At 62.9% G+C, this 13285-nt stretch carries 13 protein-coding genes; 10 read left to right on the plus strand and 3 right to left on the minus strand.

The features are described from left to right. Positions 1-183 precede the first annotated feature (183 nt). Positions 184-648 carry an ATP-binding protein gene (locus tag VOI21_RS07975; RefSeq protein WP_323769276.1) on the minus strand — a complete coding sequence of 155 codons (465 nt, stop codon included), beginning with the start codon at positions 646-648 and terminating at the stop codon, positions 184-186. Between the two features lie 22 nt (positions 649-670). Next, on the minus strand, positions 671-1000 hold the full coding sequence (locus tag VOI21_RS07980; RefSeq protein WP_323769277.1) for an STAS domain-containing protein: 330 nt from the start codon (positions 998-1000) through the stop codon (positions 671-673). 87 nt (positions 1001-1087) lie between these two features. On the opposite strand from VOI21_RS07980, the gene VOI21_RS07985 reads away from it, so the two are divergent. The 10 genes from VOI21_RS07985 (at position 1088) to VOI21_RS08030 (ending at position 11607) form a co-directional block, all read left to right on the plus strand. Further along, on the plus strand, positions 1088-2260 hold the full coding sequence (locus VOI21_RS07985; protein WP_323769278.1) for an acetyl-CoA C-acyltransferase: 1173 nt from the start codon (positions 1088-1090) through the stop codon (positions 2258-2260). Between the two features lie 81 nt (positions 2261-2341). Further along, positions 2342-2800: a GAF domain-containing protein gene (locus VOI21_RS07990; protein ID WP_323769279.1), complete on the plus strand. Its 459-nt coding sequence runs from the start codon at positions 2342-2344 to the stop codon at positions 2798-2800. A 78-nt stretch (positions 2801-2878) separates the two neighbouring features. Further along, the gene (locus VOI21_RS07995) at positions 2879-3448 is read left to right on the plus strand and encodes an XRE family transcriptional regulator (RefSeq protein WP_323769280.1); all 570 of its coding nucleotides are present in this window, start codon (positions 2879-2881) and stop codon (positions 3446-3448) included. A gap of 11 nt (positions 3449-3459) precedes the next feature. Next, positions 3460-3831, plus strand: coding sequence for a GFA family protein (locus tag VOI21_RS08000; protein ID WP_323769281.1), 372 nt, complete (start codon positions 3460-3462; stop codon positions 3829-3831). A gap of 16 nt (positions 3832-3847) precedes the next feature. Then, positions 3848-6313: an FAD-dependent oxidoreductase gene (locus VOI21_RS08005; protein ID WP_323769282.1), complete on the plus strand. Its 2466-nt coding sequence runs from the start codon at positions 3848-3850 to the stop codon at positions 6311-6313. Then, entirely contained in the window at positions 6310-6960 is a 651-nt protein-coding gene (locus VOI21_RS08010) for a LysE family translocator (RefSeq protein ID WP_323769283.1), read from the plus strand. The genes VOI21_RS08005 and VOI21_RS08010 overlap by 4 nt, the downstream gene beginning before the upstream one ends. Continuing rightward, positions 6957-7877 (plus strand): homocysteine S-methyltransferase family protein, encoded by a 921-nt coding sequence (locus tag VOI21_RS08015; RefSeq protein WP_323769284.1) that lies wholly within the window; start codon positions 6957-6959, stop codon positions 7875-7877. The genes VOI21_RS08010 and VOI21_RS08015 overlap by 4 nt, the downstream gene beginning before the upstream one ends. Positions 7878-7949: 72 nt before the next feature. After that, positions 7950-10394, plus strand: a complete 2445-nt coding sequence (locus tag VOI21_RS08020; protein WP_323769285.1) for an FAD-dependent oxidoreductase — start codon at positions 7950-7952, stop codon at positions 10392-10394. Positions 10395-10473: 79 nt separating this feature from the next. Continuing rightward, positions 10474-10908, plus strand: a complete 435-nt coding sequence (locus tag VOI21_RS08025) for a hypothetical protein (protein WP_323769286.1) — start codon at positions 10474-10476, stop codon at positions 10906-10908. A gap of 54 nt (positions 10909-10962) precedes the next feature. Next, positions 10963-11607, plus strand: a complete 645-nt coding sequence (locus VOI21_RS08030; protein ID WP_323769287.1) for an RluA family pseudouridine synthase — start codon at positions 10963-10965, stop codon at positions 11605-11607. Between the two features lie 111 nt (positions 11608-11718). On the opposite strand, the gene VOI21_RS08035 is transcribed toward VOI21_RS08030, so the two are convergent. Further along, entirely contained in the window at positions 11719-13284 is a 1566-nt protein-coding gene (locus tag VOI21_RS08035; protein ID WP_323769288.1) for an anion permease, read from the minus strand. Position 13285: the final 1 nt, after the last annotated feature.

Genomic DNA, 13285 nt, shown 5'->3' on the forward strand with positions numbered 1-13285 from the left:
TTTCCTCGTCGCCGCGCACTGGGTGGGGGCTGAAAACGCGCGGCGCCGAGTGAAGCCATATGCAGCTACAAGACCAAATCTGACGGCAGATGCAGGCGTGAATAAGGCAGGCACAAGGCCATTCGGCGACGTTTGGTTTGGGCTTATTTAACGCCTTGCGGCGCGAGCGGACTTGCGGCGCGACTAGCGCGGCTTACCGGGGAACAGCGGTATCGCGAGTGTCAGATGGTTGCGCGTACCATCGTGGCAATAGCTGAGGTTCTCGCTGAGTGAGCGGATCAGGAACCATCCAAATCCGCCCTCCGGCAAGTTCTCGGTCGAGACGTCCAGATTGGCCGGCGCACCCGAAGGAGGTGTGCCGCTGGGCATCGGCAGGCCGAAATCGGTGAACTCAACCGTCAGGCGGTCGGGTCCGAACCTCAGTTTGAGGAGGATTTCGCCACCCGCGCGGTCCTGATAGGCATGCTCAACAATATTGTTCAGCACCTCCGCGACCACCAGTTCCCAGTTGCAGTCGGGTGGTGGCGCGATTTCTTCGCCCTGAAGCAGGCTGTTGATGTCAAGCAGGGTGGTCTGGACATCATCCGGGGTACTGTCCATCTGGCAGGAAATCAGAAAGGCGCCGTCTTCCAGCCGCTCCGCTTGCATGAACTGTCGCTCCGGTCCGGGGTCAGATACTTGCGGCGTCTTCGACGGATTGGTGGATAGCAAAGATCGAATCCATCCGGGTCATGCGAAACACCTTGTCGACGGCGGGGCGCAGGCCGGCCAACTCCAGTTTCCCACCCTTTGACAACAGCTTCATCCCGGCGACGATTGCGCCAAGACCGCTGGAATCGATGAATTCCACCTGCTGCAGGTCCAGCACGTATCGCGGTTTGTCTGTACCCAGAACCTCGCGCATGCGATCCTTGAACTGGATAGCGACGGCGGCGTCGATCCGGTTGGCGTCGACGGTGATGATGTCGACACCGTCCTGAAGATACGTGGTCAGTTGCATGCCGTCCTCTTTGTCTCTTGTCCGCTCAAGACTAGACGGCAATCCTTACCATTCTGTATGCAGATCAAGACAAAGGGAGACTTGCATATGCAGACTGTCGTGATCACCGGGGCAGCCCGGACACCGATGGGCGGATTTCAGGGCGTGTTTGCCGAACAGCCGGCCAGCGCGCTGGGCGGGGCGGCCATCCGGGCGGCGCTGGCGCAGGCGGGCCAACCCGCGGTGGATGAACTCCTGATGGGCTGCGTTCTGGCCGCGGGACAGGGGCAGGCCCCCGCGCGACAGGCCGGATTCGCCGCCGGTCTGGGCGAAGAGGTGCCCGCCACCACCCTCAACAAAATGTGCGGATCAGGCATGAAGGCGGCGATGCTGGCCTGGGACCGGCTGGCGCTGGGGCAGGCTGCAGCCATCGTGGCGGGCGGCATGGAATCGATGACCCAGGCCCCCTACCTGCTGCCCAAGATGCGCGGCGGCGCGCGAATCGGCCACGGGCAGGTGATCGACCACATGTTCCTCGACGGGCTGGAAGATGCCTATGACAAGGGTCGCCTGATGGGCACCTTTGCCGAAGATTGCGCCGAGGCGTTCCAGTTCACCCGTGAGGCGCAGGACCAATACGCGCTGGCCTCGCTGTCGAATGCGCTGGATGCTGAACGATCGGGGGCTTTCGACGACGAAATCACGCCCGTCACCCTGCACATGCGCCACGGCGAAGAGGTCATCACCCGGGACGAGCAGCCGGGCAAGGCGCGCCCCGAAAAAATCCCGATGCTGAAACCGGCCTTCCGCAAGGATGGCACGGTGACCCCGGCCAATTCCTCGTCGATCTCGGACGGCGCGGCGGCGCTTGTGCTGTCGACTCTGGATGCGGCAATTGCCGTCGGGGCCACGCCGCGCGCCAAGGTGCTCGGCCATGCCAGCCATGCGCAGGCCCCCTCGCTGTTCCCGACAGCCCCGGTGCCCGCCGCCCGCAAACTGCTGCAGCGGATCGGCTGGAAGACCGGCGATGTCGACCTCTGGGAGGTGAATGAGGCCTTCGCCGTGGTCCCCATGGCCTTCATGAAGGAAATGGGGCTGCCGCGCGACATCGTGAACGTGAACGGCGGCGCCTGCGCGCTGGGCCACCCCATCGGGGCGTCGGGCGCGCGGATCATCGTCACGCTGCTGAACGCCTTGGAAAAGCGCGGGCTCAAGCGTGGCGTGGCGGCGATCTGCATCGGCGGCGGCGAAGGAACGGCCATCGCCATTGAGCGGATCTGATCTTCGCCATTCTTCTGTCCTGAAATATCCCGGGGGTCCGGGGGCAGCGCCCCCGGTCCCGTCCTCGCAAAAAGGCGCACCATGTCTGTTGACTACTCCACACTCACAAAGACCATTGCCGCCCTGACCGCAGGCGAAACCGACGCTGTGGCGCTTATGGCGACAGTGACCTGTGAGGTGCATCACGCCGATGACCGCTTTGACTGGACCGGGTTCTACCGGGTCGTCGCGCCCGAACTGCTCAAGATCGGCCCGTATCAGGGCGGCCACGGCTGCCTTGTGATCCCGTTCTCGCGCGGCGTCTGCGGCGCGTGCGCCCGGACAGGTGAGGCGCAACTGGTCGCGGATGTGGATGCTTTTCCGGGCCATATCGCCTGCGCCACCTCGACCCGGTCCGAAATCGTGCTGCCGGTGCGCGATGGGGCGGGCAAGTTGATCGCGGTCTTCGACATCGACAGTAATCAGCCCAATGCCTTTACCCAAGAGGACGCCACCGCCCTACAAGGTATTCTGGACGAGGCATTTCGCGACGCCACCTGACCGCGTGAAAAAATGCTTTGAAATTTCACACCCCCGTGTCACCGTGAAATTCGAACGCAATTTTTCACGACTCGGTCCATGTCGCACCCGCAACCCTTGCCAAAGACTCTCGGCGCTGATCTGCGCGCGCTTCGGCGGACGCGCGGCCTGACGCTGCAGCACCTGGCGGATCGGCTGGGCCGCTCCGTCGGTTGGCTCAGCCAGGTTGAACGCGACCTGTCCGAACCCTCCATCACTGACTTGCGCCACATGGCAGAGGCTCTGGAGGTTTCCGTCTCCATGCTCGCCCGGCACGAAACCACCGCCGGGCCAGAGGCGGGGCGGATCGTCCGCAAAGGCACCCGCCGTCCCATCGGCTCGCATATCACCGGGCTGGTCGAGGAACTGCTCTCGCCCGATCTGACCGACGACTTCGAAATGGTGCATTCCACCTTTGAGCCGCAGTCCGAGATCGGCGAAACCGTCACCCGCCCGACGCAGGAGGTGGGCTATGTCGTCTCTGGCCGCCTAGACCTGACCATCGGCGAGGACCGCTTTACCATCCATCCCGGCGACAGTTTCCGCATCCGCGGAGAGCCGTTCCGCTGGGCCAACCCCTATGACGAACCGGCTGTCGCGATCTGGGTGATCGCGCCGCCGGTCTATTGAGGGAGTTTGCCATGACCAAGGGTCACTGCCTCTGCGGTGCGATCACCTTTCGGACCGAAGCGCTCCCGCAAGGGGCCAGCGTCTGCCACTGCGGCCAGTGCCGCCGCCAGGCGGGGCATCTCTGGGCCTCTGCCTATGTGCCCAAGGACGCGCTGACCATCACCGGCCCGGTGCGCTGGTACGACAGCAGCCCAGAGGCTCAGCGCGGTTTCTGCCCGACCTGCGGCAGTTTCCTGTTCTGGCAGGCCCATGCCGAGGACACGATCAGCTTTGCCCTTGGCGCGCTCGACACGCCCACCGGGATCACGCTCGAAAAGCACATCTTCACCGCCGACAAGGGCGACTATTACGACATCGCGGACACCATTCCGCAGAAACGCTGAGATAGGGGAGGCGACCATGTCCGATTTTCCAACACAGGCCCGCGTGGTCATCATCGGCGGCGGCGCGGTTGGCACGTCTTCGCTGTACCATCTGGCCAAGAAGGGCTGGACCGATTGCGTCCTGCTGGAAAAGAACGAACTCACCGCCGGGTCCACCTGGCACGCGGCGGGCAACGTCCCGACCTTTTCGACCTCTTGGTCGATCATGAACATGCAACGCTACTCGACCGAGCTTTATGCTCGTCTGGGTGAAGAGGTCGACTATCCGATGAACTACCACCAGTCCGGCTCGATCCGGCTGGCCCATACCAAGGAGCGGATGCAGGAATTTCAGCGCGCCTGTTCCATGGGCAAATATCAGGGCATCGAGATGGAGATCTGGACCCCGGAACAGGCCAAGGAACGCTATCCCTTCCTTGAAATCCACGACCTCGAAGGTGTTCTGTATGACCCCACCGACGGCGACATCGACCCGGCGCAGCTGACGCAGGCTCTGGCCAAGGGCGCGCGGGACATGGGAGCCAAGATCATCCGCTTTTGTCCCGCCACTGGTGTCACGCAAAACGACGATGGCACATGGATCGTGCACACCGAAAAGGGCGACATTGCCTGTGACTACGTGGTCAACGCTGCCGGCTACTACGCGCAACGCGTCGGCGAATGGTTCAAACCCTACGGCGGGCGCACCGTGCCGATGATGGTCATGTCTCACCAGTACTTGCTGACAGAGGAAATCCCAGAGATCGAGGCGTGGTCAAAGGAAAACGGAACCAAGCTGCCGCTGCTGCGTGACGTGGACGTGTCCTATTACCTGCGTCAGGAAAAACACGGCTATAACCTTGGCCCGTATGAGCCGAACTGCCGCGGCCATTGGATGACGCAGGATGACCCGATGCCTGACGACTTCTCGTTCCAGCTCTGGAACGACGATCTTGATCGGATCGAGGATATCGTCGCCGACGCGATGGAACGTGTTCCGCTGATGGCAACCTCTGGCGTGGGGCGCGTCATCAACGGCCCCATTCCCTACGCCCCCGACGGCCTGCCTCTGCTGGGTCCCATGCCGGGCGTCAGGAATGCGTTCGAGGCCTGCGTCTTTACCTTCGGCATCGCGCAGGGTGGTGGCGCGGGCAAGGTGCTGGCCGAATGGATCGTCGACGGGCAGACCGAATGGGACATGTGGGCCGTCGATCCCCGCCGCTACACCGATTACACAGATCAGGATTACTGCAATCAGAAGGGGATGGAGGTTTACGGCAACGAATACGCCATGCATTTCCCCCACCACGAATGGCCCGCCGCGCGGGACAAGAAACTGTCGCCGGTGCATGACCGCATCCGCAACGTCGGCGGCGTCATGGGCGTTTACAACGGCTGGGAGCGGGCAAACTGGTACGCGAAACCGGGCGACGATACATCGCTGGAGGCGACCCACACCTGGGGCCGCTCCGGCCCGTGGAAGGCGCGGGTGCGCGAGGAATGTGAGGCCGTGCGCGACGCCGCCGGTATCCTCGACCTGCCGGGCTTTTCCCGCTATCGCCTGCGGGGCGCGGGTGCTGCGGAATTCCTGCGCGGCCTCTGCACCGGCGGCATCCCCAAGGTGGGGCGCATCGGCCTGCTGTACTTTGCCGATACCCGCGGCCGCATCGTCACCGAAATGTCCGCCATGCGGCTGGATGAAGAGGATTTCTTCCTGATCACGGCGGCCACCGCCCAGTGGCATGATTTCGAATGGCTGCAACACCATGTCCCGGCGGACGCGCAGTTCACCCTTGTCGACATGACGCTGGATTTCTCCTGCCAGATTCTCACCGGGCCAAAATCCCGCAACATCCTTGCCGCCGTCACCGACGCCGACCTCAGCCTGCCCTGGCTGACTCATCAGTCCGCGCAGATCGCGGGCCATTGGGTGCAACTGGTCCGCGTCTCCTTTGCCGGGGAACTGGGCTGGGAGGTGCACTCCAAGATCGGCGAAACCGCCGACGTCTATGACGCCCTGATGGCCGCCGGTCAGCCGCATGGCCTGAAACCCTTTGGCATGTACGCGCTGAACAGCCTGCGCATCGAAAAAGGATACCGCGCGTGGAAGGGCGACCTCTCGACCGACTACACCCTGTTCGAGGGCGGTCTTGACCGTTTCGTCAAGCTCGACAAGCCGCAGGATTTCCCCGGCAAGGCGGCGCTGCTGTCCGAAAAACAGCAGGGCGCGAAGAAACGTTTTGTCACGCTGGTGGTCGACGCCGGTGAGGCCGACGCCCCCTACATGTCGACCCTGTCGCATGGCGGCGAAGTCGTGGGTGAAACCACATCCGGGGACTGGGGTTATCGCGTGAACGCCTCCATCGCGCTGGGCATGGTGCGCGCCGATCTGGCGGTGCCGGGCACGGAACTCGAAATCGACATTTACGGCCAGAAATGCCGTGCCGTGGTTCAAGAGGATCAGCCCCTCTGGGATCCGCAAAACGAAAGACTGCGGGCATGACCGTCGAGGCCTACCTGATCTATCTCGCGGCGCTGGCGGCCTTTTTTGCCACGCCGCCCGACACCAGCCAGTTGCTGATCATGTCCAACAGCCTGCAACACGGCCTGCGGCGCAGCCTGTGGACCGTGGCCGGAGACCTGAGCGCGAACGTCATGCAGATGACCGCCGCCGGGTTTGGTCTGGTCGCGGTGATCGCAGCCTCGGCCGGCTTTCTGGGCTGGGTAAAATGGGCCGGGGTGGCCTATTTGCTGTGGATCGGCATCAGCATGATCCTGCGTGCGCCTATGGCAGACCGACCCGCATCGGACCGGCCCACTGCGGCCCCGCTTGCACGCCGCCGGGTGCTGTTTCGGCAGGGGTTTCTCACCTCTACGGCCAATCCCTATGCGGTGGTGTTCTTCGGTGCGCTCTTTCCGCAATTCATCGACCCTGCAGAGGCCGTTCTGCCGCAGCTGATATTGCTGGGGGGAACCTATCTGCTGGTCGATGGGATAATCCTGATCCTCTGGGGCTTTGCCGCGGCCCGCGTCTTGTCAGGGTCGCTGCGTCTGTCGGGGCGGATGTTATCCCGCGTGTCCGGCGGGCTGATGATCGGCGCCGCTATCCTTTTGGGAAGTCGTGATTTGGCAAGGGAGGCCAACCTATGACGAAGATCACTCTACTCGACGGCGGCATGGGGCAGGAACTGATCCGCCGCCACGGTCAGCCCGCCTCGCCACTCTGGTCGACGCAGGTCATGATAGACCGTCCCGGCCTCGTAGCCGAGGTGCATCGCGACTACGCGGACGCGGGCGCCACGGTGGCAACCACCAACACCTACGCCATCCACCGCGACCGGCTGAAAGGCGGCGCCAGCAACCACTACGCCTCGGACGGGGTGGAACTGGCGAACATGGAAGATCAGCTGGAGGCGCTGCATATTGCTGCGCTGGACGAGGCAGAGGCCGTGCGCGGCCGCTGCCGCATCGCGGGCTCAATCGGACCGCTGGGGGCCAGCTACCGCGCGGACCTGCACCCCGAAGAGACCATCGCCGTCCCGCTCTACGCTGAAATCGCGGATATCCTCGCCCCCCGCGTGGATCTGCTGATCTTCGAAACCATCGCCTCGCTTGACGCTGCCCGGTCCTGCCTCATCGCGGGCCGCACCACCGACAAACCGGTCTGGCTGGCCTTCACCGTCGACGACGAAGACGGCAGCCTGCTGCGTTCTGGGGAGCCGCTGGCAGAGGCCGCGCGGATCGCGGCAGAGGCCGATGCCGTCCTCGCCAACTGTTCGGCACCCGAGGCCATGCCCGCCGCAATGGAGGCTCTCGCAAAGGCCGGCGTGCCATATGGCGCCTACGCCAATGCTTTTGCTCTCCTGACAAAGGCCTTCCTCCAGGGTGGCACCACGGCGGACGACCTCAAGGCGCGTGAGGATATGACCCCCGCCACCTATGCCGACCACGCGATGAAGTGGGTCGACATGGGGGCCACCATCATTGGCGGCTGCTGCGAGACAAATCCTGCCCACATCGCCGAAATCGCCCGCCGCCTGCGCGCTGCGGGGCATGAGATCACCTGACGCTTCTTCTCTGTGAAAATACCCAATCGCGCGCCCGCAAGGCGCTCTGACGCTGCTACCGGAGATACCGCCATGTCCCTTCCCACCAAAGCCCGCGCTGTCATCATCGGCGGCGGCGTCATCGGCTGTTCGCTTGCCTATCACCTGACGAAACTCGGCTGGACCGATGTTGTCCTGCTGGAGCGTAAACAGCTCACGTCCGGCACCACGTGGCACGCTGCGGGCCTGATCGCCCAGTTGCGCGCCACCGCGAACATGACGCGTCTGGCCAAGTACAGTCAGGAACTCTACGGCAACCTGGAGGCGGAAACCGGCGTCGCCACGGGGTTCAAGCGGGTCGGCTCGATCACCGTGGCGCTGACCGCCGAACGGCATGAGGAAATCCGCAGGCAGGCCGCCATGGCGCGCGCCTTTGGCGTCGAGATCGATGAAATCGACGTGGCCGAGATCAAATCCAAATACGCCCATCTCAACACCGATGGCGTCTTGGGTGGCGTCTACCTGCCCAAGGACGGGCAGGGCGACCCGGCCAATATCGCGCTGGCTATGGCCAAGGGCGCGCGTCAGGGCGGCGCTACCGTGGCCGAACGCACCAAGGCCACCGGCGTCACCACCGTCGGCGAGCGGATCACCCAGGTACACTGGCAGGTGGAGAACGGCACCTCTGGCACCATCGACGCTGATCACGTGGTCAACTGCGCGGGCATGTGGGGCCGAGAGGTGGGCCGGATGCTGGGCACCGATGTCCCCCTGCAGGCCTGCGAACACTTCTACATCGTCTCTGAGCCCATCGCCGGTCTGACCCAACTGCCGGTCCTGCGCGTGCCGGACGAATGCGCCTACTACAAGGAAGACGCCGGCAAGATGATGCTGGGCGCGTTTGAGCCGGGCGCAAAACCCTGGGCGCTGGACGGCATCCCCAAGGACTTCGAATTCGACCAACTGCCCGAGGATTTCGATCACTTCGAGCCGATCCTCGAAAACGCGGTCAACCGGATGCCGATGCTGGGCGAGGCGGGCATTCACACCTTCTTCAACGGGCCGGAATCCTTTACCCCCGACAACGCCTATTACATGGGCCTGTGTCCGGGGCGCGAAAACGTCTGGGTGGCGGCGGGCTTCAACTCCATCGGCATTCAGTCGGCGGGCGGCGCGGGCATGGCGTTGGCGCAATGGATGAACGACGGCGAGAAACCCTTTGATCTGGGCGATGTGGATATCGCCCGCGCGCAGGGCTTCCAGACCAACACCAGCTACCTCGCCGCGCGCGTCTCGGAAACGTTGGGCCTGCTGTATGCCGACCACTTCCCCTACCGGCAAAAGGACACCGCCCGCGGCCTGCGCCGCTCCCCATTCCATGACCGCTTGGCGGATCGTGGCGCGGTCTTTGGCGAATTGGCAGGCTGGGAACGTGCCAACTGGTTCGCGCGCGACGGTCAGGAACGCGAATACCGCTTTAGCTGGGGCCGCCAGAACTGGTTCGACAACTCGGCCGAGGAACACCGCGCCATCCGCGAAAACGTCGGCATGTACGACATGTCCTCCTTCGGCAAACTGCGGGTCGAAGGCCGCGATGCCGAGGCCTTTCTGAACCACGTCTGCGGCGCCGACATGAGCGTACCCGTGGGTAAGATCGTTTATTCACAGTTCCTTAACGGTCGCGGCGGCATCGAGGCGGACGTCACCGTCACCCGCCTGTCGGACACCGCCTATCTGGTTGTCACCCCCGCCGCCACGCGCCGCGCCGATGAGACATGGCTGCGCCGCCATCTGGGGGACCGCAACGTGGTCATCACCGATATCACGGCAGGCGAGGGCGTGCTGGCCGTGATGGGGCCGCGCGCGCGCGAGGTGCTGCAAGCCGTCTCGCCCAATGATTTCACCAACGACACCAACCCCTTCGGCACCGCGCAGGAGATCGAGATCGGCATGGGGCGTGCCCGCGTGCACCGCGTCACATATGTCGGTGAACTGGGCTGGGAGGTCTATGTCAGCGCCGACATGGGCCAACATGTCTTTGACAGGCTTCACGAGGCGGGACAGGACTTCGGCCTGAAGCTCTGCGGCATGCACGTCATGGACAGCTGCCGCGCCGAAAAAGCCTTTCGCCACTTTGGCCATGATATCACCTGCGAAGATCATGTGTTGGAGGCGGGGCTGGGTTTTGCCGTCAAGACTGCCAAGCCCGACTTCATAGGCCGCGACGCGGTGCTGGCGAAAAAGGAAACAGGACTGGAAAAACGCCTGCTACAGTTCCAGCTGCAAGACCCAGAACCGCTGGTCTATCACAATGAACCGATCCTGCGGGATGGTCAGATCGTGGGCTACCTGTCCTCGGGTGCCTACGGCCACACGCTGGGCGGGGCCATCGGCCTTGGCTACGTCCCCTGCAAAGGCGAAAGCGCGCAGGACGTCCTTGCCTCCAGCTATGAAATCGACGTCGCCGGCAGCCGCGTCCCAGCTACGGCCTCGCTGAAACCGCTTTATGACCCGAAATCGGAGCGCGTGAAGGTGTGAACAATGCGACGCGGCCAATTCCCTGCGGTATCGTCTGAGTCGACGACCCGTCACAGACCCAAAGGGAAAGGCCATCGCCATGATCACCACCAAGACCCTCATCGCCGGGGCGCTCGGGGCGGCCCTGCTTGCTGCCCCTGTCCGCGCGGATATCTGGTGGGAAACCGACATGGGCACCCTCTACTGGGAATCCACCGTCGACACCTACAGCGTGTTTCAGTTCTTTATCGCCTCCTCTTCGGATATCGACCCCACGTTCAAGATATTCGTCGACGGAACCAGCCAGTTGCACACGCTTGACGAATTGTCGGGCAAGACCTTTGGCGGCATCTGGTACGATTACGAAGACGGTGATTGCGGCCTCGCCGCGCGTGACCCCAACGGCCAGACCGCGCGCAACTGGGGGCTGGTCACGATCACCTTTGGTGCGGGCGGAGACAATTTTTCTGCTGTGTTGAAGGATTGCGCCACCCATGACGTGGCCCACAGGCTGACCGGCACACCGGGATTGTAGCGCTCCGGTTCGCGGCGGGTTGCGGTGGGGCGTGGCCTCTGGCACCAGAGGAAAATGTCCGAATACAATCCCCCCACCGGCGAAATCCCCGTCCTGTATGAGGATAGCGATCTGTTGCTTGTCGACAAACCCGCCGGGCTGCTGTCCGTGCCGGGCAAGACCGAAGACTTGCAGGATTGCCTGCTGCACCGTCTGGAAAAGGCCTTTCCCACGGCGCGACTGGTGCACCGGCTGGATCGTGACACATCGGGCGTGATGGTCTTTGCGCTGACGCCGCACGCGCAGCGGCACCTCAACCTTCAATTCGAAACCCGCAAGACGAAAAAGACCTATCTGGCCCGTCTGCAAGGCCGGTTACAGCCCTCGACCGGAGAGGTGGACCTGCCGCTGATCGTCGACTGGCCCAACCGGCCCCGACAGATGGTCTGCCATGAAACCGGGAAACCCTCCCTGACCCTTTGGAAGGTCCTGAAAGCCTCGGATGAGGAAACCCGGGTGCGGCTTTTCCCGCACACTGGGCGCAGCCACCAGTTGCGGGTGCATACGCTGGCGCTGGGTCATCCGATCCTTGGCGACACGCTTTATGCGCCGGAAACGGCGGATAAATACCCGCGCATGATGCTGCACGCCGAGGAACTGCGGGTGAACCATCCTGAAAGCGGTAAAGGCATGAAATTCCGCGCCCCGCCGCCGTTCTGAACGTGGTGAGAGGTCGACTGCGGCCCAAGTATTCCACGCGCAAGACATCAATAAGCCAACGTCTTTCTGTGCGTGGTGAAACCTAGGGACGTTGAACGGGCACGAGACCAGTTATGGCAGCAGCATCCCCCGGATCATGAAGAAGAACATCGCGGCAAGGATCGCGGCAATGGGAACCGTGATGATCCATGCGGCAGCGATGCGCAGCAGCAGGTTGCGTTTCACCAGTTCGATGCGATGCACGCGACCCAAACCGCGTCTTTCCCGTTTGCCCAGCACGCGATCCGCCGAAGCCTGGGCCTTCATGTCGCGCAGCATCTCCCCCTTGGTCGCCACGTCCGCAGCTTCGAACTCTACCAGAAACTGCTCGACAGATGCCGGGTCGGTGTCAGCGTGGTGATCGCGAATATCGTCGAGGATGCGCGCATAGCTTGATTTGATGTATTCGCGTAGAAATCCGACACCGAAGACCCCTCCGACAGCAATGTGGGTCGAACTGACGGGCAGACCGAGTTGCGACGCAATAATCACGGTAATCGCTGCCGCCATGGCGATGCAAAATGCCCGCATCTTGTCGAGTTCAGTGATCTCGGTGCCTACGGTTCTGATGAGTTTTGGCCCGTATAGCGCCAGCCCCAAGGATATTCCGATGGCACCCACGGCCATAACCCAAATGGGAATCCCGGCCTTGGTGGAAATCTCACCGCCGGTTATGGCCTCGTTTATCCCGGCAAGCGGGCCAACAGCATTCGCGACATCATTTGCCCCGTGGGCAAAACTGAGGAGCGACGCTGCAAAGATCAGCGGGACGGTGAAAAGCTCATTGACGCTCGCCTTTTGGTTTTCCAATTGGCCCGTTAGACGTTTGATGTAAGGCCGCATGATCACGTAGACGACAAGGGCCATTGCGACCCCGATCAAAAGCGCCGCGGGAAAAGAGACCGAGACGATTTTTTTGACGCCCTTCAGCATCAGATATGTTGCAAAGGCCCAAGCCATGATGGCGACCAAGATCGGCACGACTTGGTTGGCGGCCCCCAGCACATCACGCTTGTAGGTGATCGTGCGCTTGATGATGTAGAGGAACCCGGCAGCGATCAGCCCGCCCATCATCGGAGAGATCACCCAGCTTGCCGCGATCCGGCCCACCACGGACCAATCCGCGATGCCCCAGCCCGCTGCCGCGATACCCGCCCCGAGAACGCCGCCGACGATCGAATGGGTGGTAGACACTGGTGCCCCGATGACAGTCGCGAAATTCAGCCAGACCGCCGCCGCCAGCAAGGCCGCGATCATGAGCCAGATGAAAGTATCCCGGTCGGCCACAAGATCAGGATCGATAATCCCGCTCTTGATCGTGCCCACAACGTCCCCGCCTGCGACAAGCGCGCCACCGGCTTCGAAAAAGACCGCGATAACGATGGCTCCGGTCAGGGTAATGGCCTGCGATCCAACTGCTGGCCCGACATTGTTCGCCACGTCGTTCGCGCCGATGTTCATCGCCATGTACCCACCGATCATCGCGGCAGCGACCATGAGGATGCCGTCGATTCCGCCTTCGGTCCGGACGATGGTAAAAAGCATGATCCCGACAATGAAGATCAGCGCCGTCCCAAAGCGGAATAACTCATCACGATTTCGCTGAACTGCGTGTTCGATGTTTTCGGTTCGCACCACG

This window comes from Antarctobacter sp. (assembly GCF_034670325.1).
Classification (GTDB): Bacteria; Pseudomonadota; Alphaproteobacteria; order Rhodobacterales; family Rhodobacteraceae; genus Antarctobacter.